The sequence below is a fragment of the Helicobacter ailurogastricus genome, from assembly GCF_001282945.1.
Taxonomy (GTDB): Bacteria; Campylobacterota; Campylobacteria; order Campylobacterales; family Helicobacteraceae; genus Helicobacter; species Helicobacter ailurogastricus.
Map to the genome: position 1 here is coordinate 312476 of NZ_CDMG01000009.1, position 22873 is coordinate 335348.

General features: G+C 47.3%; 26 protein-coding genes and 3 tRNA genes. 22 read left to right on the forward strand and 7 right to left on the reverse strand.

Going from position 1 to position 22873, the window contains the following annotated elements; genetic code table 11:
* Positions 1–3: 3 nt before the first annotated feature.
* Genes HAL07_RS06890 through HAL07_RS06905 form a run of 4 tightly spaced genes read right to left on the reverse strand, consistent with a single transcriptional unit; the run spans position 4 to position 1665 of the window.
* Positions 4–363, reverse strand: coding sequence for a hypothetical protein (locus HAL07_RS06890; protein WP_156295959.1), 360 nt, complete (start codon positions 361–363; stop codon positions 4–6).
* Positions 364–380: 17 nt separating this feature from the next.
* The gene (locus HAL07_RS06895) at positions 381–923 is read right to left on the reverse strand and encodes a C40 family peptidase (RefSeq protein WP_053945551.1); all 543 of its coding nucleotides are present in this window, start codon (positions 921–923) and stop codon (positions 381–383) included.
* A gap of 9 nt (positions 924–932) precedes the next feature.
* Complete coding sequence (locus tag HAL07_RS06900) at positions 933–1319, reverse strand: hypothetical protein (RefSeq protein ID WP_053945552.1); 387 nt, start codon at positions 1317–1319, stop codon at positions 933–935.
* A gap of 16 nt (positions 1320–1335) precedes the next feature.
* Positions 1336–1665 (reverse strand): hypothetical protein, encoded by a 330-nt coding sequence (locus tag HAL07_RS06905; RefSeq protein ID WP_053940722.1) that lies wholly within the window; start codon positions 1663–1665, stop codon positions 1336–1338.
* A 175-nt stretch (positions 1666–1840) separates the two neighbouring features.
* On the opposite strand from HAL07_RS06905, the gene galE reads away from it, so the two are divergent.
* Both galE and HAL07_RS06915 read left to right on the forward strand, forming a co-directional pair.
* Positions 1841–2875: a UDP-glucose 4-epimerase GalE gene (galE, locus tag HAL07_RS06910; protein WP_053945553.1), complete on the forward strand. Its 1035-nt coding sequence runs from the start codon at positions 1841–1843 to the stop codon at positions 2873–2875.
* The gene (locus HAL07_RS06915) at positions 2869–3696 is read left to right on the forward strand and encodes an SDR family NAD(P)-dependent oxidoreductase (protein WP_053945554.1); all 828 of its coding nucleotides are present in this window, start codon (positions 2869–2871) and stop codon (positions 3694–3696) included. The genes galE and HAL07_RS06915 overlap by 7 nt, the downstream gene beginning before the upstream one ends.
* On the opposite strand, the gene HAL07_RS06920 is transcribed toward HAL07_RS06915, so the two are convergent.
* Positions 3697–3780, reverse strand: a tRNA-Leu gene (locus tag HAL07_RS06920).
* A gap of 111 nt (positions 3781–3891) precedes the next feature.
* Between HAL07_RS06920 and HAL07_RS06925 the strand changes: the two genes are divergently transcribed.
* The 20 genes from HAL07_RS06925 (at position 3892) to HAL07_RS07020 (ending at position 20800) form a co-directional block, all read left to right on the forward strand.
* Positions 3892–4920 carry a ribonucleotide-diphosphate reductase subunit beta gene (locus HAL07_RS06925; RefSeq protein WP_053940719.1) on the forward strand — a complete coding sequence of 343 codons (1029 nt, stop codon included), beginning with the start codon at positions 3892–3894 and terminating at the stop codon, positions 4918–4920.
* Positions 4921–5550, forward strand: coding sequence for a protein-L-isoaspartate(D-aspartate) O-methyltransferase (locus tag HAL07_RS06930; RefSeq protein ID WP_053945555.1), 630 nt, complete (start codon positions 4921–4923; stop codon positions 5548–5550).
* Between the two features lie 14 nt (positions 5551–5564).
* The gene (locus tag HAL07_RS06935; RefSeq protein WP_053940739.1) at positions 5565–6605 is read left to right on the forward strand and encodes an LptF/LptG family permease; all 1041 of its coding nucleotides are present in this window, start codon (positions 5565–5567) and stop codon (positions 6603–6605) included.
* Complete coding sequence (gene truA, locus HAL07_RS06940) at positions 6605–7363, forward strand: tRNA pseudouridine(38-40) synthase TruA (protein WP_053945556.1); 759 nt, start codon at positions 6605–6607, stop codon at positions 7361–7363. The genes HAL07_RS06935 and truA overlap by 1 nt, the downstream gene beginning before the upstream one ends.
* Positions 7364–7562: 199 nt before the next feature.
* Complete coding sequence (purD, locus tag HAL07_RS06945; protein WP_053940716.1) at positions 7563–8804, forward strand: phosphoribosylamine--glycine ligase; 1242 nt, start codon at positions 7563–7565, stop codon at positions 8802–8804.
* Between the two features lie 42 nt (positions 8805–8846).
* Positions 8847–9224 (forward strand): RDD family protein, encoded by a 378-nt coding sequence (locus tag HAL07_RS06950; RefSeq protein WP_231624697.1) that lies wholly within the window; start codon positions 8847–8849, stop codon positions 9222–9224.
* Positions 9225–11492 (forward strand): LPS-assembly protein LptD, encoded by a 2268-nt coding sequence (locus tag HAL07_RS06955; protein WP_053945557.1) that lies wholly within the window; start codon positions 9225–9227, stop codon positions 11490–11492. It abuts the gene before it with no gap.
* On the forward strand, positions 11493–12164 hold the full coding sequence (locus HAL07_RS06960; protein ID WP_053945558.1) for a phosphoribosyltransferase: 672 nt from the start codon (positions 11493–11495) through the stop codon (positions 12162–12164).
* Positions 12165–12173: 9 nt separating this feature from the next.
* Positions 12174–14156 carry a polyribonucleotide nucleotidyltransferase gene (locus HAL07_RS06965; protein ID WP_053945559.1) on the forward strand — a complete coding sequence of 661 codons (1983 nt, stop codon included), beginning with the start codon at positions 12174–12176 and terminating at the stop codon, positions 14154–14156.
* A gap of 64 nt (positions 14157–14220) precedes the next feature.
* Positions 14221–14532, forward strand: a complete 312-nt coding sequence (locus HAL07_RS06970; RefSeq protein WP_053940738.1) for a F0F1 ATP synthase subunit C — start codon at positions 14221–14223, stop codon at positions 14530–14532.
* Positions 14533–14552: 20 nt separating this feature from the next.
* Positions 14553–14637: transfer RNA gene (locus HAL07_RS06975), tRNA-Leu, on the forward strand.
* 136 nt (positions 14638–14773) lie between these two features.
* Positions 14774–14860, forward strand: a tRNA-Leu gene (locus HAL07_RS06980).
* A 62-nt stretch (positions 14861–14922) separates the two neighbouring features.
* Positions 14923–15441 (forward strand): isochorismatase family protein, encoded by a 519-nt coding sequence (locus HAL07_RS06985; RefSeq protein ID WP_053940711.1) that lies wholly within the window; start codon positions 14923–14925, stop codon positions 15439–15441.
* 117 nt (positions 15442–15558) lie between these two features.
* Positions 15559–15981, forward strand: coding sequence for a hypothetical protein (locus HAL07_RS06990; RefSeq protein WP_233702541.1), 423 nt, complete (start codon positions 15559–15561; stop codon positions 15979–15981).
* A 37-nt stretch (positions 15982–16018) separates the two neighbouring features.
* Positions 16019–16678, forward strand: a complete 660-nt coding sequence (gene plsY / locus HAL07_RS06995; RefSeq protein WP_053940709.1) for a glycerol-3-phosphate 1-O-acyltransferase PlsY — start codon at positions 16019–16021, stop codon at positions 16676–16678.
* On the forward strand, positions 16675–17004 hold the full coding sequence (locus HAL07_RS07000) for a dihydroneopterin aldolase (RefSeq protein WP_053940708.1): 330 nt from the start codon (positions 16675–16677) through the stop codon (positions 17002–17004). Before plsY ends, HAL07_RS07000 begins: the two co-directional genes overlap by 4 nt.
* A 94-nt stretch (positions 17005–17098) precedes the next feature.
* On the forward strand, positions 17099–17350 hold the full coding sequence (locus HAL07_RS07005; RefSeq protein ID WP_053940707.1) for a YfhL family 4Fe-4S dicluster ferredoxin: 252 nt from the start codon (positions 17099–17101) through the stop codon (positions 17348–17350).
* A gap of 6 nt (positions 17351–17356) precedes the next feature.
* Positions 17357–18820: a Ppx/GppA phosphatase family protein gene (locus tag HAL07_RS07010; protein ID WP_053945561.1), complete on the forward strand. Its 1464-nt coding sequence runs from the start codon at positions 17357–17359 to the stop codon at positions 18818–18820.
* Positions 18817–19857 carry a lipopolysaccharide heptosyltransferase I gene (waaC, locus tag HAL07_RS07015; RefSeq protein WP_053940705.1) on the forward strand — a complete coding sequence of 347 codons (1041 nt, stop codon included), beginning with the start codon at positions 18817–18819 and terminating at the stop codon, positions 19855–19857. The genes HAL07_RS07010 and waaC overlap by 4 nt, the downstream gene beginning before the upstream one ends.
* Complete coding sequence (locus tag HAL07_RS07020; RefSeq protein WP_442345795.1) at positions 19802–20800, forward strand: lipid A biosynthesis lauroyl acyltransferase; 999 nt, start codon at positions 19802–19804, stop codon at positions 20798–20800. Before waaC ends, HAL07_RS07020 begins: the two co-directional genes overlap by 56 nt.
* On the opposite strand, the gene lpxE is transcribed toward HAL07_RS07020, so the two are convergent.
* A complete protein-coding gene (gene lpxE, locus HAL07_RS07025; protein ID WP_053940703.1) occupies positions 20793–21350 on the reverse strand; it encodes a lipid A 1-phosphatase LpxE in 558 nt (185 codons plus the stop codon). The two genes, HAL07_RS07020 and lpxE, sit on opposite strands and share 8 nt — an antisense overlap.
* Positions 21347–22873 carry a sulfatase-like hydrolase/transferase gene (locus tag HAL07_RS07030; protein ID WP_082355935.1) on the reverse strand — a complete coding sequence of 509 codons (1527 nt, stop codon included), beginning with the start codon at positions 22871–22873 and terminating at the stop codon, positions 21347–21349. The genes lpxE and HAL07_RS07030 overlap by 4 nt, the downstream gene beginning before the upstream one ends.

Genomic DNA, 22873 nt, shown 5'->3' on the forward strand with positions numbered 1-22873 from the left:
TGTCTAGTTTTGTTTTTTGGGGTGTCTTACAGCGATCGTGTTTGCTTTGACCTTAAAGGACTCGTTTGTGGGGGGATTGTGTCTAGGGCATACAGGCACGATCCACCATCTCTCCCCATACCCCTTAATTTTCACATGTGCTCCAAACTCCGCATCATTATGACAATCCAAATAACAACATGGAATTTTCATGTGTTTGCGGTAATAGTCAATCCAAGAATCATAACCAAAGTCTTGTGCTTTAGAGTCGCTACTTCCCTCGACATGTTTGACAGTGGTTTTCTCATCAATTTCAATGCTCTGTGGGGTGTTTTGGTTCGCCTTATCATCTTCCATTGATATCAAATCAAACAATCTTGGCATTTTTTGCTCCTTAAAGTTTATTTATACTTCCACCACCGCCAGCAGTCCATGCGTAGATTTTTTCCAACATCGCTAGGATTTACAATACGGATTTCATCCTGCTCGTTTTTTGTAAAACACTCCGCAGTAAAACCATGGCAGTTGCTTGTAAGTGGGTTATAGTTTCTCTTTTCCCCCTCGTGTTTTTCTGCATACTCGGCTGCCTTTGGATCTCCAACCGCCTTTCTATCTTTACATGAAACAAAAATGGGCTTGCCATCAGAAAATCCCTTAACATCACAAGGCTCGACATGACCTGTTTTTCTCAAATGTATGATTTTTCCACCACCGATATAAACACCCGAGTGTGAAAACTTCTTTCCAATTAAATCACACAACACCATGCTCCCCTCAGCAGGTTCGCCATCGATTGGATCATTGTTAGACCAATCATCTTCTCTGTGAATTGGATAGTCCGCTATCACATGTTCATAAAACTCGCTCACTATTTCATCGGCTAGCTCTAGTGTTTTCTTCCCTAAGAATGCCCCAACCAGTGGCATGATGATCAAGGGTAACATTTGCTCCCCCTAATCCAACAACTTGACCGCTTCTTGATAAAGCATAAAGTTTTTCACCACCCAGTCCTTAAACTGATCCACTTTGTGGGTGGAGACTCCCATTTCTTTGGCGTAAGAGTAAATGGTGTCCCTTTCGTTGTCATGCCAACGGCTATCGGCTAAAGCCACAGAGACTAGCTCTAACAATGCGGCATGTTTAGCATGGTTGGTAGTAAAAAGTTTGCCTAGCTCGCTTAAAGGCACTTCTTTTTCACTAATGCCATATTCGCATTGTTTTTTGATCACATCCAACGCGCCTAGTTGCAATTCGTGCAACACGCCATCGGCTTCAATGACTTTTCTTGCTAAATACAAGAACACTTGTTGTTGCTCAACGCTTAAATCTTGGATAAACATGTTTGCTCCTTTGTTGTTAGGGTTGATTTTCTAAAACTTGTGGCACGGCTCTAGTACCACTATTAACCGTAAAGGTTTGATTGCCTTTAGGGTTATGACTCTTACACACAGGCACAATAAAGTATTTATTGCCAATGCTTTTCACCTTGACATGCGCACCGATGACGGCTTCTTGCGTACATCTGAGATAGCAACAAGTCAAGACAGAAAGATTGGAATACTTTCTATAAAAATCAATCCAAGATTGTGGCTCACCATAACTTGGAATGTATCTATCTGTGCCACTAATGTGTTGCACTTCCTCTTGCGCCAGCGTTTTATATTCTGGGCGATAATCACTAGCCAAACTAACCCCTTTCTAAAAAAATTAAAAAGGCAAACGGCATTTTAGCGAGAGAGAGAGAGTCAAGAGGGTTTTTAAAACCTAAACGGCGCATTTTAGGGCAGAGGGGGTTTTACAAAGCCAGCCAAGCCAAAAGCCAAATTTAGATAAGATGAGCCCAAAAATTAAAGGTTTTGGCATGTTACTTTTCACCGGGGCGTGTGGTTATATTGGCTCAAGTGTCGCCCGCTTGTTTTTAGAGCAAACGAATTATAAAATTTGGATTGTGGATAATTTAAGCACGGGCTTTGAAATCCACGCTAAGACTCTAAAACACCTTTACCCTGAGCGGGTATTCTTTGATATGTTAGATTTAAGCGACACTAACAAACTAGAACACCTCATCCAAGCCAAGCAACAAGAGCACCCCATTCAAGGCGTGTTGCACTTTGCGGCAAAACTCTTGGTCGAAGAATCCACGCGCCTACCTCTAGATTACTACACCAACAATACCTTAAACACATTGCAATTAGCAAGGCTTTGCGTGAAACATGGGATCAAACATTTTGTGTTCTCATCCACGGCTGCCGTCTATGGACAGGGCGCACAAATCATGGATGAGAGCGCGCCTTTAAGTCCCATTAACCCTTATGGCGCGTCTAAGATGATGAGCGAGCGCATTTTGCTAGACACCTCCAAGGTTGCGCCCTTTTCTTGCGCCCTTTTGCGCTATTTTAATGTCGCCGGGGCGACTCGCTTTAACGACTATTTAAGCCCCTTTGCTTTGGGGCAGAGGGCAAAAAACGCCACGCATTTAATCAAAGTCGCTTGCGAGTGCGCCACGCATAAGCGCCCCTTTATGGCGATCTTTGGCAACGATTATCCCACGCCCGATGGTACTTGCGTGCGCGATTACATCCACATAGACGATCTAGCCCTAGCGCACTTAGAAGCGTTTAAAACTTTGCAAAGCGAGCAAAAAAGCCAAATTTACAATGTGGGCTATGGGCGGGGTTATAGCGTGGCCGAAGTGGTGGCTAAGGTGAAAGAGATTTCTGGCGTGGATTTTAAGGTGCAAATGCAGGGCAGGAGGGCGGGCGATCCAGCGAGTTTAATCGCCGACAACTCTAAAATTTTAAGCCACACCGCTTTTAAACCGCAATATGACAGCCTAGAGACGATCATCAAAAGTGCCTACGAGTGGGAGCAGTATTTGGGAGCACAACCATGTTAGCGGTGGTTTTAACGGGAGCGAGCAGTGGGATCGGGCTAGAGTGTGCTAAAGCCCTCTTGCAAAAGGGTTATAGAGTCTATGCCCTCTCACGCCAAGCCACGGGCGTAGAGGACTTAAAACACCCACATTGCGTGCGTCTTGATTGTGATTTGCAAGATGAGGGGCAAATTGAAAAAGCCACACAAACGATTTTAGCGCAAGAAAAAGAGCTTTTTGCGCTCATCAACAACGCCGGTTATGGAATTTTTGGCGCGCTCGAGGAACAACCCATTAAAGAAGCGCGGGCATTGTTTGAAACAAATTTATTCAGTGTGGGGGCGTTGTGCTCTAAGCTTTTACCCTTGTTGCGCGCAAGCGCAGGGCTTCAGGCAAGCCAAAGGCTTGCTCCAAAAATCATCAATGTCGCCTCGAGTGCGGGGCGCTCCACCACGCTATTTTTGGGTTGGTACCACGCGAGCAAATACGCCCTAGAAGCTTACAGCGATTGTCTGCGCGCAGAGTTGTTGGGCTTAGGCGTGCAGGTGGTGCTGATCGAGCCCGGGGCAATCAAGACTAAGTGGGATGCAGGGCTTACAAACGCCCTAAAGCCAAACAGCCCCTACGCCTTAGAGCTAGAAAAAACCCACGCCTATTTTCAAAAGACCTATGAAAACGCCAGCCCGGCTAGCCTTGTAGCCACCACCATTTTAAAAACCCTAGAGAGCAAGCACCCCAAGACTCGCTATTTGGTGGGCAAAAAGGCGCACTTATTGGTGTGGGCTAAGGCACTGCTACCGGATAAAATTTACGACAGGATTTTACGCCAAGAGATTTTAAAGTAGTGGTGCGGAAGAGAGGACTTGAACCTCCACGCCTTGCGGCGCCAGATCCTAAGTCTGGTGCGTCTGCCATTTCGCCACTTCCGCATAAAACCAGAGATTTTAGCCTTTGTAAGTTTAAAACTTTCTTAAATTTAACCAAAGCCTATTTTATAAGCTAGTTTAGATTATACTAGGCCCCTTTTGAAGGAGTAGAAAATGAAAGCACTGGGCCGTAAAAGAATCTACAACCCCGAATCTAAAGAACAGGCCGGGGAGCGCCAAATCTTTGGAGGCAACCCCACGAGCATGTTTGATTTAAACCAAATCAAATACCCGTGGGCAAGCAAACTTTGGAAAACCATGCTCACCAACACTTGGTTTCCCGAAGAAGTGGGCATGCACGGGGATAAAACCCATTATCTAAAGTTAAGCCCTCAAGAGAAAATCGGCTATGACCGCGCCCTAGCCCAGCTCATCTTTATGGATAGCTTGCAGACAAATAACCTCATCGACAACATCAACCCCTTCATCACAAGCCCTGAGATCAATTTATGTTTAGTGCGCCAAGCCTTTGAGGAGGCGTTGCATAGCCACAGCTACGCCGTGATGGTCGAGAGCATCAGCGCAAACAGCGATGAGATTTACGAGATGTGGCGCACCGACTCCGCCCTAAAAGACAAAAACGATTGCATTGCCCAAATTTATATGGACCTCTCCCAAGAGCCCACAGAGCGCAATTTATTGAAAGCCCTGTTTGCCAACCAAATTTTAGAGGGGATTTATTTTTACAGCGGGTTTAGCTACTTTTACGCTTTGGCTAGAAGTGGGCGCATGCTCGGCACGGCGCAAATGATCCGCTTCATCCAAAGAGACGAAGTAACGCATTTAAGCTTGTTTCAAAATATGATCAATTCCTTGCGTAAAGAGAGGGCAGATCTTTTTACCCCAGATTTGCTCGAGGAGGTGGTGGAAATGTTTAAACAAGCGGTGGATTTAGAGAGCGCGTGGGGGGCATACATCACACAGGAGCAGATTTTAGATTTGAGCCCTAAAATTTTGCGCGCTTACACGGAGTATTTAGCCGACACCCGTTTAAGCGTGGTGGGGCTACCCAAACTCTACCACACCAAAAACCCCATCCGCTGGGTGGAGCAATTTGCCAACTTCAACAGCCACCGCTCCAACTTCTTTGAGGCAAGGGTCAGCAATTACTCTAAGGGCAGCATTAGCTTTGAGGGGTTTTAGTTGTTTAGCTTAAAAAACACGCATATGTGCGCTGAAATCGCGCGGCATTTTCCCCTAGAAAAGTCCGTTGAAGAGGCCATTTGTGCGGTCAATAGAGAGGAGTTTGTATCGCCCAAACACCTAGCTTATAGCCTAAACGCCCTACCCTTAGATGGCGAGCAGTTCATCAGCTCTCCGCTTACGGTGGCGAAAATGACGCAATATTTACAGCTAAAGGGAGTCGATAGCGTGCTAGAGATTGGCTGTGGGAGTGGGTATCAGGCAATGGTGCTCTCCAAGTTAGTGCGCCGAGTCTTTAGCATCGAGCGCATTGAAAAGCTTTTAGTGCAAGCCAAAGAGCGTTTTAGGCGTTTAAGCGTTACAAATATCCATACGAAATTAGCAGACGGGCAAGAGGGCTGGCGTGAATTTGCCCCCTTTGAGCGCATTTTGCTCTCGGCTTGCGCCACGCACATCCCCAAGGCTCTTAGCGAGCAACTAAGCGAGGGGGGGGTTTTGCTTGCTCCCATGTTAGAGGGCAACGATCAGGTCATCACCCGCTTTAGCAAACAAAATGGACGGCTCGTGGTGCAGAGTCTAGAAAAGTGCCAGTTTGTGCCTATTTTAGATGGCATCGAGCGGGGAGTTTAGGGGCAAGCGTGGACTTGGCTAAAACCTGTATGTTTAACGCCATTTCGCAAATTTTCTTTTCGTTCTTTTTGGTGCTCTTTTTCATCGCTTCGATGATCATGCTCATAGGCATTGCCAGCGTTACTTTAGTGGTGAAGCTTAGTTTTTTGGATTTAGTGCAGCTTTACACCTACTCTTTGCCCGGGACTATATTTTTCATCATCCCCATTACATTTTTTGCCGCTTGCGCCATTGGGCTCGCACGGCTCTCTTATGACCACGAGTTGTTGGTCTTTTTCTCGTTAGGGATCGCGCCTAAAAAAATCGTGCAAGCCTTTTTGCCCCTTTGTGTCTTTGCTAGCTGTGTGCTCTTGGTTTTTTCTTTGATCTTGATCCCCGCTTCTAAAAGCGCGTATTACTCGTTTATCCGAGACAAGAAAGATCACATCGATGTGAATATCCAAGCCGGGGAGTTTGGGCAAAAGCTGGGCGATTGGCTGGTGTATGTAGGCAAGAAAGAGGGGGGGGTGTTTAGTGATTTGGTGCTCTTCTCGCACAAGGGGCTGGCCTTAGAGAGTTTTATGATCGCTGAAAGTGGGGAGGTGAAAAACGCTGGTGGGGTTTTTGGCCTACAATTAGAGCATGGCAATGCCTACTTTGCCGACAAAGATCAATTGCGTAAAGTCAGCTTCCAACAATTAAATTTGCGCAATAAATTGAGCATGTCGGCTAGAAACGGGGCGGCCTATTTGCACGGCCACGACTACATAGGCTATTGGAAAAAGGCCTTTGGGCCACATGCGGATAAAAACCAACAAAGGCGTTTCACCCAAGCCGTTTTAGTGGCCCTTTTTCCCCTAGCCAGTCTATTTTTAATCCCCGTTTTTGGGATCGCCAACCCCCGTTTTTCTAAAAACTTTTCTTATGTCTATGTGCTCTTGGCTGTGGGGCTTTACTTTTTGGGCATGCATGTCATCAGCCAAGACCTGCCCCTGATTGGCACGATCGCTTTGCCCATTTTGTGGTTTTTGGGCGCATATGGGCTTTACCGGCGGGTGATTGTGCGCTTTTATTGATGCGCCGTTTTAAACTGGTGATCGCCTACGATGGGAGCGCCTTTATGGGCTTTGCCAAACAAGGGGAGTTAAACACCGTTGAGGGCGCGCTAGAAAATGCCCTAAAACGGCTCAATATCCAAAGCCCGCTTACAGCCGCCGGGCGCACAGATAAAGGCGTGCATGCCACTTACCAAGTGGTCGCTTTCAATGCCCCCGCCTTTTGGAGTGCGCAAAAATTATTAGCCCATCTTGCGCCCAAATTAGCCCCCCACATTGTGTGCCAAAGTTTGGAGCAAGTAGGGCTAGACTTTCACCCCCGTTTTTGCGCCCATAAGAGGCGTTATCGCTACATTTTAAGCCAAATGCCAAGCCCTTTTTTAGCCCGCTATGTGGCTTTTCATCCACACGGTACACTTGAAAGCTTGCAAGAGGCCCTCAATTGCTTTGTGGGGACGCACGATTTTAAATACTTTTGCAAAACGGGCAGCAATCCTAAGCACACAAGGCGCACGCTTTACAAAGCCTTTTGTTACCCTTTTTGCGTGGGGCGTTTAGATTGTGTGGTGGTGGTCTTTGAGGCCAATGGGTTTTTGCGCGCCCAAGTGCGCCTCATGCTTGGCGCGGCTTTAAAATGCTCTTTGGGGCATTTAAGCTTAGAGGATTTAAAAGCGCAACTCGCGCTAAAAAAGCGGACGAGCACGGATTTAGCCCCCTCTAATGGGCTGTATTTAAGCCGCGTAGTTTATCCACAGCCCTTAAGCAAAGATGGGGTATAATGCGGATTTTAAGCCTGAACGATGCGTGTTTCATAATAGGGCAAGTTCGTTTATCTTTTTTATGAGGCTGTTGTAGCGGTTTTGGTGTGATGGGCATTTCTTGTATCTGCCCCCTAAAGAAACCCTCTTGCCTCTTGTAGCTTTGTTGAACTAAAGCACACAGGTAACGGTCGTTTGGGTGATTGACATTAGGGATTGAATGAAGAGAAAAGTTTTAATCATTGGGGGCGGAGCGCGCGAGTATGCCCTAGGGCGCAAACTAAAAGAGGACCCTAGGGTGAGCGAGCTGTTTTTTTGCCCCGGCAATGGGGGGACGCAAAGCATTGGCGAAAATGTCCTTTTGCAAGATTTTGCCCAAATCGCCGCTTTCGCCCAAGAAAAAATGATTAATCTAATCGTGGTCGGACCTGAAGAACCTTTAGTGGGGGGCTTAGTAGATGTGTTGCAAAAGGCGGGTGTTGCTGTCTTTGGACCTAGTCAAAAAGCAAGTGTGTTGGAGGGCTCTAAGAGTTTTACCAAAGCCCTAGCCACAGCGCATAAAATCCCCACAGCCCCCTACTTTATCGCCACACACTGCAAAGAAGCCCTAGCGCGGGCTAAAATTTTGGGCTTTCCTGTAGTGCTTAAGGCCGATGGCCTCGCACAGGGCAAAGGCGTTATCGTGGCGCAAAGCGAAGAGGAGGCGCAAATTGCCCTAGAAAACTTGTTTAAGGCGCACTCTAAAGTCGTTTTAGAGAAGTTTTTAGAGGGTTTGGAGCTGTCTGTGCTGGCTTTTGTGAGCGGGCAGGATTTTTTACTCTTGCCCGCGTGCCACGATTATAAAAAATTGCACCCCAATGGACCAAATACGGGGGGGATGGGGGCGTTTGCGCCCTCGCATTTGTGCGATGACACGCTTAAAGAAAAGATCGTTGCGCGCATCTTTAAACCCACGCTCAAAGCGATGCAAGAAAACAACACGCCCTTTGTGGGGGTGTTGTATGCGGGCTTGATGCTTGTCGAAGAAAACGGGCAACTAGAGCCGTATTTGCTCGAATTTAATGTGCGCTTTGGCGACCCCGAGTGTAGCGTGCTCTTGCCCTTGCTAAAAACCCCGCTTTTGGATTTAATCGAAGCCACAATGCAGGGCAATTTAGACCAAATACCGTTGGAGTTACACCCACAGCACGCTTTGGGCGTGGTCTTGGCGTGCAAGGACTACCCCAGACAAATTTCACACGGGCAAAGCATTTACATAGACCCCATTGATGAGAAAAACGCTTGTTTGGACTTAGGCAAGATCGCGCAAGAAAATGGAGTCTTTTTGGTCGCGGGCGGACGGGTGTGCGTGTGTGTGGGCTGGGGCAAGTCGCTCACAGAGGCCAAGAGCCACGCCTACCACTTGGTTAAAAAAGTGCAGTTTGAGGGCATGCAATTTCGCGAAGACATCGGAGTGCTTTGATTGGAAGCCAAATTAGAAGAAAGGCTTTATAAGGAGCGGTTGGTGACCGCCCCCTTTTTGTGGCGTGTGGGGGCTTACTTGGTAGATTTGCTCTTTATTTGCTTTTTAGCGTGGGATTTACACCCCCATTTGCCCCTGCACTCAGGCTTCTTGCGCCTTTTGTGCGCCTTTGTGGCGGCGCACTTAGTGTATGAGTTTTTGTCTATGTTAGGCTTTGCAAGCAGTGTTGGCAAGCTCGTTTTTCACTTGCGCGTGCTGGACTTTAAAAGCCTAGATAAACCCCCACTTTTAGCCCGCTTAAAGCGGTGCGTGCTTAAAGAACTCTTGTTGTTTTTTCCTTTGGCTTATTATTTTAGAGATAAATTTGGGCGTACCTTTTACGACAAACACGCCCAAACTCTCATCATTGTGTCTAAATGAGTGGTGTGGCGCGGTACTTTTATCATCGCTCTTTTTATAGGTGTGTTGTTTGGAAAGCAACAGCAAGTCGCCGTGCAAAAGTTTGACAAAAAAAACCATAAAATCTTTGAGCTCTTAGCCGACCGCGTGGATGCAAAAAATAATGTGGTCGTGGCCACAGGGCATGCCGTCTTACTCAACTACGATGTCTATATCCTAGCCGACCGCGTGAGTTACGACACCAAGAAAAAAGAAGCCATCATTGATGGGCATGTCAAGGTCTATCGGGGCGAGGGGCTTTTGGTGCAAAGCGAGCACATGAAGGTGCGCATGGACGATAAATACGCTCTCATGTTTCCCTTTTATGTGCAAGACAGCGTAACGGGCATTTGGATCAGCGCAGACATTGCCCACTCGCAGAAAAACCGCTACTACATTAAAAACCTCACCACCTCCGGCTGCGACATTGAAAATCCCATCTGGCATGTCAATGCCTCTTCAGGGAGTTACAACGCCGATAAATCGCATTTGACTCTGGTCAATTCTAAAGTCTATTTAGGCAAAATCCCCGTGCTTTATTTGCCCTATCTTTTCACTTCTACAAGCACTAAACGCTCTAGCGGGTTTCTCTACCCAGAGTTTGGGACCTCTAACCTAGCCGGTTTTATCTATTTGCAACCTTTCTACATCGCCCCCAAAGACTCGTGGGACATCACGCTCACCCCGCAAATCCGCTCTAAAAGGGGCTTGGGGCTGAACTTTCAGGGGCGTTTGATCAATTCCCACCAAGATAAATTCTTATTCAACGCCCGGTATTTCCGCAACTACAACGCCTACACCAAAAAATATGACTTGAGAAACCAAAATGTCTTTGGGTTTGAAACCTTGAGTGCAAGCCGCCAAGCTTTACAGAAGTACTTTGGTTTGAAAAAGCCTTTAGACAACGCCTTTTATTTAGATTTCTTGTATATGAACGACCTAGACTATGTGCGCTTTGAGAAAGTGAATAAACGCATCACGGACGCGACCCACATGTCAAGGGGCAATTACTTTGTGCAAACCAATAACCACTTTTACGGCTTTTACCTCAGATACTTCTTAAACCTCAACAAAATCAACAATAACGACACCTTCCAATCTTTGCCAAATCTGCAATACCACAAATACCTAAACACTTTAGGCTGGAAGCATTTACTCTACTCCTTTGATTACCAGTTTCATAATGTGGTGCGGGAGGTGGGCTATGGTTACGCCCAAAACACCATCAATGTCCCCTTGGGTTTGCAATTCTCGCTCTTTAAAAAATATCTGTCTGTGGGCTTGTGGAACACGGTACAATTGAGTAACCTAGCCATCCTCAACACCAAAACCAGCTACATCCCACAGGTGAGCGGGCAATCAAAAGAATTTGGCAATTACTTTTCTAGCGGCTACGCCTTGTATTTAAACAGCGATCTAGCCAGAGAGTACCACAAAATCTTGCACACAGTCCAGTTACAAGCAGTCTTAAGCGGGGCTTACTACACCTTTGCTGACGGGCTTTTTGACCCGCAAATGTATAATTTAAGCTCGCTTGCAAGAAACAACTTCACCTCTCCCACTTTAAGCAACTATGATGTCCAAGGGCGCTTATATAATGCGGTGTGGAATCCCTCTTTACTCTTTGCCTCTAACCCCTCTAACAGCCAACTTTATTTAAACCTCACGCAGTACCTCTATGGCTTGGGCGGGCAGGAGTTGCTCTATTGGCGCATCAGTCAGGTACTGAATTTTGCCGACCCGACCTCCATCGCCAGCTCGCCCATAGAGAGCAAAATCGGGTTTTCGCCCTTAAAGGGGCTTGACATCTACGGCACCGTGTTTTACTCTTGGTATTACAATAGCCTAGAGGAAGTGTCGATCAATGCCAATTACATCCGTAAGTTTTTGAGCGCAAACGTTTCCTACTACCTAAAAAAGAACTTTGATGAGAGCAGCATTAATAAAATCTCTACGAACAACTCCAACTACCTAAAGGCGGGCATCAGCAACGACTTTCGCTGGTTTTCTTTGAGCGCGTCTGTGGGCTATGACATCCAAAACAATGTGCTTTTGAATTGGCGTGTGGGGATTTTTAAAAAAATCCGCTGTTTTGGCATCGGGTTGCAATTTGTCAGCCAACGTCGCCCCGTGCTCACCAGCAACCCCGCCGACCCGCTCACAATCTACCAAAACAACTACATCAAGTTGACCCTTGACTTCTCCCCCATCACCAAAACCAACATCACTTATAGGTCTTTGAAGCGTTAAATGAGTAATTTAGTCGATGATTTTATGTTTGCCAGCCCTGAAGATGCTTTGCATCTGTTGATGAATGAGCTTTTAATCCGCCACCTTGACACGAAAAATGCCTTGATGCTGGTTACAAGCCTTAAGGGCTTGAAATTTGCCCATGTGTTGGCGCACCAGCTCAACACCCCCTTAGATTTTCTCTTCACCGCTTCGATCTATGCCCCTTTAAATAGGGAGTGCGAAATCGCTTTGGTGAGCGAGAGCATGGACATTTTAATGAATGAGAATTTGATCAACTCCTTTGAAATCACCTTAGACTATGTCTATGGCGAGGCCAAGCGGGTTTATGAGGAAGAAATCCTGTCTAAAATCTACAAATACCGCAAGGGCAACACCATCCAAACCCTAGAAAACAAAAATGTTTTCATTGTGGATTGCGGCATTGAAACGGGCATCACGGCGAATTTAGCTATACAAACTTGCATGGGCAAGTCGTCTAAAAGCATCTATGTACTCACCCCCATTTTGCCAAAGGATGTAGCGGATTCGTTGGCGATGCTGTGCGATGGAGTGATCAGTGTTTATCGCCCCGATTATTTTGTGAGCATCGATCACTATTACAAAACCCCTATACAAATCGAGCCCGCCGAGATTGAAGACATTTTTAAAAAATCGATGAAGTCCAAATGAAAGGAAATGATGCAAAAAATTAACATAGACACACAGGAATTTATTTTAGACTACATGGCGCGCCAAGCCACAAGTGCTTTGCTTTACAGCCACAAAGCCACAAGGATTTTAGCCAGCGTGGTGGTGGGGCAACAAGCCACAGAAGAGGACTTTTTGCCCTTAAGCGTGCAATATAACCAAAGGGCTTATGCTGTGGGCAGACTACCGGGCAATTTCACCCGCCGCGAGGGCAAAATGGAAGACTTTGAAACTTTGACTTCTCGCTTAATCGATCGCTCTTTGCGCCCCCTTTTTCCCAAAGGCTACGCTTACCCTACACAGATCACGCTCTTGCTCTTAAGCCACGCTTATGAGAGCGATTTACAAGTGTGCGCTTTAAATGCCGCCGCCAGCGCGCTTTATCTAGCCAATGTCGGGGTGGAGCAGACCATCCACGCCATGCGCTTAAAAGACAATTTTGATCTCTTTGTGGCGGGCACAAAAGAGGCGATCCTTATGATCGAAATGCAGGCAAACGAGGCTAAAAACCCTTTAAGCGAACCTGCCCTTTTAAAGCTGCTTGAATCGGCCCACAGCCACATTAAAGAACAATGCGCCCTTTACACCAAGCACTTTGACCCCCATAGAAAACCCAAACTAGAAACCCCCCAAGAAAAGCCAATAAACCCCCACCTGATGCAAATCTTAAGCACCCGCTTTAAGCCCCAAATCTTAGAAACCATGTCTTTAATGGCCAAAAGCGAGAGGGGCGCACAGCTAGAACACCTCTTAGATCACATCGCCCATGAGCTCAACGAGCATTGCCCCATAGAGTTAAGCCACGCCCTACACGCCTGCTTTAAAGAACAGCTGCATAAAAGCATTTTAGACAGACAAGAGAGAGCAGATGGGCGCGGATTAAAACAAATCCGCCCCATCCACATCACTACAAATTTACTGCCCGCTTGCCACTCTAGCGTGTTCTTTGAAAGGGGGCACACCCAAGCCTTAGTCACTTGCACGCTCGGGGCTGAAAGCGATGCGAAGCAAAATTTTGGCCTGCAAGAGGCCAACCCTTCAAAAGAGCGATTCATGCTCCATTACAACTTTTTACCCTTTAGCGTGGGCGAGGCAGCCCCCCTTAGTGCGCCCAGCCGCCGCGAGCTAGGGCACGGGTACTTAGCCCAAAAGGCTTTAAGTTGCTCTTTGCCTGAAAACGCCCCTGTCATCCGCCTAGTCTCTGAGATTTTAGAGTCCAATGGCTCTAGCTCAATGGCAAGTGTGTGCGCGGGGTCTTTGGCCTTGAGGGCAAGCGGGGTTGAGCCCACAGCTTTGATTGCGGGCGTGGCGATGGGGCTTGTTTTTGACGGCACAAAACACGCCATTTTAAGCGACATCAGCGCCCTAGAGGACATGCAAGGGGACATGGATTTTAAAATCGCGGGGACAGATAGGGGCATTGTGGCCATGCAAATGGACACAAAATTAGCAGGCCTGCCTTTAGAGTGGTTGCCTGAAATTTTAGAACAAGCCAAAGAAGCCCGCCTAGTGGTGCTAGATCGCATGCAAGAGGCGGCAAAAAACATACAAATCAACACGAATCTACCCACAACCGAGAGTTTTTACATCCCCACGCAAAAAATGAGCGTGCTCATAGGCCCCGGGGGCAAGCACATTAAAGACATCTTGCAACGCTTCAGCGTGCAAATTGATTTAGACAAATCCAGCGGGCTTGTGAGCGTTAGGGGCATGCAAGAGGCGGTGGGCCAAGCAAAAGACTACATTTCTAAAGCTCTGCAACTGCAAGAACCTTGCGTGGGGCAAAAGATGCAGGTTTTTGTGAAAAGAGTTGTGGATTTTGGGGTATTTGTGCGCCTAGAGACGGGGGGCGATGCCTTGTTGCATAAAAGCAATGCGGGGGATTTAGACTTGGCACGTTTAGAAAATGGCGCGCCGCTTTGGTGTGAAATCTCTAAAATCGAGCAGGGCAAGGTGCATGTCATCTTAGCTTAAGCTTAGAATTGCTATAATTGGGGCTTATGGAAATTTTAATTAATAAAGCGAGGTTGTGGCGGTGATGAAGTTTTTTGTGCTTTTCTTTTTGGGAGCGTTGGGGTTAGCCTTTGGAGCCGATGTGAGCGGGGTGGATATGATTAAATCTTACTCCGTTGTTGGGGCTGTTGTCGGGCTGGGCGTGGCCGCCTGTGGGGGCGCGATCGGTATGGGCAATGCAGCAGCCGCTGCCATCACCGGCACAGCCCGCAACCCCGGCGTGGGCGGTAAATTGCTCACCACAATGTTTATCGCCATGGCCATGATTGAGGCACAAGTGATTTATACTTTGGTGTTTGCAATCGTGGCGATTTACAGCAACCCTTTCTTGGCCTAAAAAAGAGGAGGGGGTCAAAAGCACTGGTGGTGGAATTGGTAGACACGCCATCTTGAGGGGGTGGTGGGGCAACCCGTGCGAGTTCGAGTCTCGCTCAGTGCACCACAAACGCGAGGCGTTTGTTCGAAACCGAAGGTTTTGTTTGAACGCGTAGCATTTGTTAGTTGCGTACTAGAGCTAGTTGCGTTATAGGCAAGTTAGCGCAAGCTAGTAAAACGGCTCAAAGCCTTAAAAACTTTAAGCCAAAATGGTGGAATTGGTAGACACGCTAGACTCAAAATCTGGTGGAGGCAACTCCGTGTCGGTTCGAGTCCGACTTTTGGTACCACTTTAAAATCTTCAAACTTTTAGACATTTTGAGTTAGAATAGGGGCTTTTTAAGGAGCATGCATGGCAAATACCCTAGAAAATCCCGGTGTGGTTTTACTCATTGATGTGCAAGAGCGGTTGTTTCAGGCAATGGCGGGAGCTGATGCGCTGCTAGAAAACAGCCTGCGCTTTTTAAAGATCGCTAAAGAGCTTGCCATTCCCATTGTTGCCACAGAGCAAAACCCTCAAAAATTAGGCGCAACTTTAGAGCAACTGCGCCCTTTTTGCCAACAAATCTACACCAAAGAGAGTTTTAGCGCACGCCCTGCACTCTCTTTGCCTAAAGCTCCCTTGTTTGTGCTAGGCATCGAGGCGCATGTGTGCGTTTATCAAAGCGTGAAGGATTTTTTAAAAGAGGGGTTTTGTGTGAGCGTGATCGCTGAGGGCACGAGCTCAAGAAAGCCCAAAGATTGCGCCCTTGCACTCGAGGATTTACGCGCACAGGGGGCGCGCATCGCTTCTGTGGAAATGTGCGCCTTTGAGTGGCTAAAGACCTACACACACCCGCAATTTAAAACCATTTCCAAACTCATTAAATAACCCTAGCTTATGAAAAAATTTAGCTTGTTGCTTGTGCTTTCTTTGGGGGCTTGTGTGCCTAAGCCATCGGCTAACGCTAGCCTCGTAACTTTTGACATTGCCCATCAAGGGGGGGTGGTGAAGACTTATTGGCGCAAATTGGGGGACAAACCCTCTAAAGAGTTTGCACTTGGGAGCAATAACTGGGTGTTGTTGATTTTTAAAGACCCCTACAAGAAAGCCAAAATCGAACAGCGCTATTTAGAGCCGGGCATTTACTACTTAGCTTCTTTTGAATTGCAAGTGGGCAACCGCTTACTTAAAAGTCAAGGGACCTTGCCTAGATGGCGCACGGGCTGGGACAAGGCACACAACAAGCCACTTTTTTTAGCCTTTAAGGTCAAACCCCACACTCCCTTAAAATTGCCCCCCATTGAGCTAGCTGTACGCCACATTTTGGCAGATAAAAAAAGGGGAGTCAAAGAGAGTTACAAGGTTAATTTTCTTTTTAACGACAAAGAGGGCGTGTTGATTCAAGGGGCTTATCTTAAGTCGTTTTGAATTTAGTTATAATGCAGGTTTTAATACAGGGGAGCGTATGGATAGTCTCTTAAGTTTTCTAACAAACATCAATGTTGTCTTTTATTTAGTGGGCTATGTCGTGGGGGGCATGCCCTTTGGGTATTGGCTAGTTAGGGCCGTGTATAAAGTGGATGTTACAGCGCACGGCAGTGGGGGCATTGGGGCAACCAATGTCGTTAGAGTGCTTAAAAACATCAACCCGTCTAAGGCAAAAAGGATGGGTGCTCTAGTCTTAGTGTTGGACTTGGTTAAGGGAGTCTTTTGTGTGTTGCTGGCTAAGTTGGCGGGGCTAAATTATGCGGCACAATGGATGGTCGCCATCACCACGATTTTAGGGCATTGTTATTCGCCCTTTTTGAATTTCAAAGGGGGCAAGGGCGTGAGCACCACTATGGGGGCGGTGTTGTTGTTGATTCCTGTGGAAAGCTTGATTGGGTTAGCCTTGTGGGCGGCCATTGGCAAGGGGCTTAAAATCTCCTCTTTGGCTTCTATTGTGGGGGTGGGCACGGCGACAATTCTTATCTTTTTCATGCCTAAATTCTTGCCCGCCCCTATTAATATTGTGCATGAGGTCGGCACGCAAACACCCATGGTGCTGATTTTCATTTTCACCCTTTACAAACACTGGGGCAATGTGTTGAATCTTTTGGGCGGAAAAGAGGGCAAAATTTTATGACCTTAAGCATCCAAGATTACCAAATCGATGCCGTCATTGGGCTGTTAGAGGGCGAGCAAAAAGCCCCCCAGCCCTTGATCGTGGATTTGCGCGTGGAATACACCTACAACCCCCCAAATTATTTAGACTATATAGACATTTTAGAAGTGGTGCAAAACAAATTAGCCACGACCCATTACACTCTTTTAGAGGAGGCTTTAAGCGAGATCACAAAGTGGCTTAAAACATGTTTTCCTGCCATCACGCAAATTGATATGTCGATCAAAAAACCGCAAGCGTGCCAAAGGGCATTGGTGGGGGCGAGTTTGCAAGTCAGTTTTGCATAAAGTGCGCTATTTAGGGGTTTTTTCTTAATTTTTTTAGTGAAAATTTAGCAAAACTCGGGTAAAAGTGATAGAAATTTCATAGTAAGGGGTTTTCTTGTCTTTGTTAGTTAGTCAGGAGTGTATTGCGTGCGATGCGTGCCGGGAGGAGTGCCCCACAGAAGCCATAGATGAAAGCGATCCGGTCTATTACATCGATCCCGATCGTTGCACAGAGTGCGTGGGTTACAGCGATGAGCCTAGCTGCGTGGGGGTTTGCCCCGTAGATGCGATTATCCCCGACCCCAACAACACCGAAAGCCAAGAGGAATTACAATACAAATACCAGAGCTTGCAAGAAGAAATCTAAGTTTTTATGGCAAAAATCACCACAATCATTGACATCGGCTCCAACTCGGTACGCATGGCTATCTTTAAAAAGACGAGTCAGTTTGGATTTTACTTGCTCTACGAGATCAAATCCAAAGTACGCATTTCTCAGGGCTCTTACGAACACAAAGGGGTGTTGCAAAAAGCCCCGATGAAGCGGGCTTTAAGGGCACTCAGCGATTTTAAGGATATTGCTGAGAAGTATAAGAGTCGCAAGATTTTATGCGTGGCGACCTCAGCCGTGCGCGATGCCCCCAACTCTAAAGAGTTTATCGCCCTTGTAAAAGAAGAGTGTGGCCTGCAAGTGAAGGTCATCGATGGAAAAAAAGAGGCGTTTTATGGGGGCGTGGCTTGTGCAAATCTCTTGCACCACAAAGACGGGATCACCATTGACATTGGCGGGGGGAGCACGGAGTGCGCACTCATTGAAGATGGCAAAATCAAGGACTTGATCTCGGTAAACCTAGGCACGATCCGCTTAAAAGAACTCTTTTTTGATAAAAACCTAGACTTGAGTCTTGCTAAAGAATTTATCCAAAAAGAATTGGCCAAAATCCCCCCCCACTTTAAAACCGGCTGTGTTTTTGGCGTGGGCGGGACGATCCGCTCTTTGGCCAAAGTGGGGATATTCCAAAACAACTACCCCATCGATGTGATCCACGGCTATGAAATGGATGTGAAAAGCAATTGGCATTGGATGCAGCAAATCATCAGAAGCAGCGAAGCCCAGTTAGGCGAGTTTGGCATCAGCGAAGATCGCAAAGACAGCATTAGAAGCGGGACTTTGATTTTTACGATGTTTTTAGAGCACTTTAAGGCGCGTACGATTGTAGCGAGCGGGGTGGGCGTTAGAGAGGGTGTGTTTTTAAGCGACATGCTAAGAAGCCACAACCACAGCTTCCCCAAGGGCATTAACCCATCTATTCTGTCCTTGCTCGATCGCTTTTTGCCCCACTCCAAACACAGCCAAGAGGTTAAAAAAGAGTGTGCTAAACTCTTTGGGGCCCTGCAACCCTTGCATGGCATCCACGAAAAGTATTTATACCATTTAAAAATTGCCGGGCAACTCTCTAGCATTGGCAAGGTGTTAAATTTTTACAACGCCCACAAACACGGGGCTTATTTGAGTCTGCACTCTTTGAGTTATGGTTTTTCACACCAAGATCGGGCGATCATTTGCCTATTGGTGCAATTTAGCTACAAGAAAATCCCAAAGGATAGCAACATCGCCCACATCGGCGCGATCATGCCCCCTATTTTGACCCTGCAATGGCTCAGTTTCATTTTGGGGCTGGCTGAAACCATGTGCCTAGCCCGCTTGCCTAAAGGCACGCATTACCATTTAAAACACAAGACCCTACAAATCCACAGCCCAAGCGACACCTACCTTTGCCAAGAAGTCGCCACAAAGCTCACAAAGCCCGTCCCCTTTGAAATTGAGTTTGTATGAAAGTCGCCATCATTAGGCTTTCAGCCCTAGGCGATGTGGTTGTGAGTGCCGTGTTTTTGCCCTTTTTAAAACAACGCTACAAGGGGGTTAAGATCCATTGGTTTGTGGATGAAAACTTTGCTCCCATTTTAAAAGATGCCCCCCACATCGATGTCTTGCACGCCCTGCCCTATAAACGGACTTTACGCACCAAAAATCCCTTAAAGATTTGGCGTTTTTATAGCCATTTGCGCTCTTTAGGGGTCTTTGATTTGATCATTGACATGCAGGGGCTTTTAAAATCTGCTTTAATTGGGTTGTTTTTAGCCAAGAAAAAGCCTAAACATTTTGTGGGCTTTGATCGCCACTCTATTAGAGAAAAACTCGCGAGCTTATTTTACACCCACAAAGTGAGCATCCCCTACGGCGCACACATTTTAGAGCGCAACGCTTGCGTGCTAAAAGGCGGATTTGATTTACTCTTGAAGATCAAAGAGTGGGAAAACCCCCTACAAGAGCGCAACTTAGCCTTTTTCTGCCCCAACAGCCCTAAGTTAGAGCCCATCTTAAACACCCCCGCCCCTAAAGTCTTGTTTGTGCTTGAAACCTCTAGAGCGTATAAAACCTACCCGCTTGAGGGCTTTAAACAAGTGGGGCTAGCGTTGAAAGATTGTGGGCTAGAGATTTTAATCCTAAGCCACGCCCATTTAGAACAAGCCCAAGAACTTTATGCCTGCCTAAGCCCCCAAGTCAAAGCCGTGCTTTTGCCCCTTTTAACTTTAGAGGAGGTGAAAACCCTTGTGGCTGGGGTGAGCGTGGTCGTGGGCGGGGACACAGGCGTGGTGCATTTAGCTTGGGCTTTAAAAACCCCATCGGTAACCCTTTATGGCAACACGCCCAAAGCGCGTTTTGAGCTAAAGGGCAAACACCACATCGCTTTAGCGGGGAATTTGCAGGCGGATTTTGCTAAAAACGGCTTTTCTATTAACGACATCCCGCCCCTTGCCATTAAGGAGGCGGTGTTGGAGGTACTTAAAGGAGCACAGACACTTGACTAAAGAAAATGGGATTAAAAGAGAGTGGGGGATTTTTTGCGCCAAAATTTTAGAGTGGTTTTTAAATGTTTTGGGCTTTGTGTTGGCACGCGTGCCCCACTCGTGGTTTGTGGGCTGTGTGCGGGCTTTGGGCTTTGTCTTTTATAAGCTAGATAGACGGCGTTACTACGATGCCAAGGCAAATTTAGATTTTGTGTTCCCCGAAATGGATCACGCCCGTAAAGAAGCGATCATCCGGCGGGCTTACCAAAACTTCGCCTTCATTATCTTAGAAAGCGTGCGGGTGGAGTTTCTACCTAAAGACATTTACGATGCCCGCTTCACGCTCATCGATCAAGAAAATGTGTTAAAGTCCTTAAAGAAAAACGGGCAAGCCGTGGTGATGGGGATGCACTTTGGGTATTGGGAGGCAGTCGGGACTTCTTTAGCGCAATATTACGCCCAGTATGATCGGGGGTCTTTAGGGCGTTTAACCAAGTTTGAGAGCATTAACCGCCTGATCGTCAAGCACAGAGAGGCCTTTGGCGTGCGCTTCATCAACAAGGTCGGAGCGTTTAAAGAGCTCTTAAAGGTCTATAATGGGGGGAAGGGCTTAGTGGGGATTTTAGTCGATCAAAACATTTCGCCTAAAGAAGGCGTTGAGGTGGATTTTTTCGGGCACAAGGCGACACACACCACGATCGGCTCCATCCTAGCGCGGCGCTACAACATAGACATTGTGGCGGTCATCATTGACTTTAACGAGGATTACAGCCATTACTATGTCACTTACTACCCTCCCATCCAAGCCCCCAATACAGAGGATGGCCAAGCCGACATTTTAGAGGCCACGCAAGCGCAGGCCTCTTTGAGCGAGCAAATCATCCGAGCACATCCGGAGAGTTGGTTTTGGTTCCATCGGCGTTTTAAAAGCACGCACCCTGAGATTTACAAAAGGCCTACTTAAAACGGCTGGTTAAGAATAAGGCGCACAGCACACCCACGCTAAGACCGGCCATGAGCGCGCCGATAGTGTGGGCGTTTAAGTAAATGCGTGCGCCCATGGTCATGAACGCTAAAGGCAAAAACCACAGCCACACCGCCCCATAACGGCGCACTAAAAAGCCCAGAGCGCAAGCGACCATAGAAGAGTGTCCGCTGGGCATGTTTTTATCGCTTCCACTGGGCCTTTCGCCCAAACGCCGCCCAAAGAGCACCACATCATTAAGCCCCCATTTAAGCGCGTGTGTGGCGATGGTCGTGGCAATGCTGACATGGACGATTTGCACCAAACCGATGACATCTCTTTTAGCCAAAGGCAGAGCAAAAGAGATGATGGTGGGGATAAAGCGGGCGTAATGTTCGGTAACACTAAAAGCTGTGGGGACTTGGGGTTGCTTGGCAATTTTAGGAAAGGGAGCGATCACCCCCACTAAAAAGAACAGAAAAAAACAAACGATGCTTTTGATCGGCAAGCTCTTAGGCAGGCTGTCTAGGCAAAGGCTTTTAAGTTTCATTGAAAAATATCCAGATGGGAGTCATAGGCTTGGCTGGCTTGCAGGCCAAAGGCGTGCAAGATGCTAGGAAAAATCACACCTTGATTGTAGTTTGGCTTTGTGGGTTTAGGTTGCAGACTCGTTTTAAGGGCGGGGTTTAAATAGACAATGAAGGGGACTTGCTTTTGTTGCACGGGAGCGATTAAATAGGGCGTGCCATGCAAGTACAGCCCATGCTCGCCCAAACTCTCGCCGTGATCGCTCATATACAGCAACAACGCTTGTCTGTTGGTGTGTTGCAAAGCATGCACCGCTAAATCCAACACCCGATCGTTGTAGGCAATGGTGTTGTCGTAGGCGTTGATCAATGCGGCGGTTTGGCAAGTGTTTAGCTCGTTGTGGGTGCAGATGGGCTTAAAGGGGGCGAAATTTTTGGGCACTTTATCCACATACAGCGGTCCATGCGAGCCTTTGAGGTGCAAGACCACAAACAAATTATCGCTAGGGTAACGGCTAAAAACAAAGGGCAAGGCTAGGGCTAGGGCTTCGTCAAAGTTTAAAATCTCGGACCCAACCCCCTTTTGTTTGAGCCACTCTTGCCACACGGGTTTATCAGGTTGCCAGTCAATGGTCATAGGCGGTTGCCCATCGTTAAGGCTGAGCCACACGACTTTAACCCCTTGCCTGTGCAAAAATGAAGGTAAATTTTCATACCCACTTTTGGCGTTTAAAATGCACGCCAGCGCGGCGGTGGTGTAGGTGGCGCAAGAAGTGGCTTTTAAGGCTAGGATTTGGTGGTGGTTTAAAAGCTCTTGCAGTTTGGGCGTGGTGGGTCTGTTGTAGCCATAAATGCTATAATTTGCCCTTCGTGCGCTCTCACCTATGGCTAGAATCACTACCCGATCGTGCACCTTGGGAGTTGTTAGGGCAAAGTGCTTAAGCTCGGGATTTTTTAAAGAAGCTAGGGTAGCACGTAGGGCGTTTATGCTGTAATTATAGGGTGAAACGAGTCCTCCAATGGCTTTAGCGTGCTGATCGAAAAAAAGCCACTCCTTGGTGTGGGTTGCGCTCCACAGAGCAAAGACAAGCCCCGAACCCAAGAAAAAATAAACCCTGTGTTTAAAGGGGCTTGTTTTTAAAGGCAAAACCCAAAAGCACCCCCCCACCACGAGCCCCAACAAGACATAAACCCACAAATGCCCCCCTAAAAATCCGCCCGCTTCTTCTAGGTTCGTGTGCAAGACATTGCCCATCATGTCTTTTGTCAGCAACACATGGTAAGTGCTGATGAAGTAGAGGGCTAGGGCGTTGCATAGACTAAAAAGGGCGAAAAAGAGGCGCACCACACGCAGACCAAACACCGACAAAGCCGCAAAGACCATGTTTGTGGTGCAGATGTAGGCGGCACACACGCTAAAAGCAACGCCAAAACCCCCTTTGTGAAACACATAGCTTAAAAGAGGTAGGTTAAACGGGGTTAAAGAGACGACACTATAAAACAACAAGCCCCAACTAAGGGGCAAAGGCGCAACCCGAAAGGACAT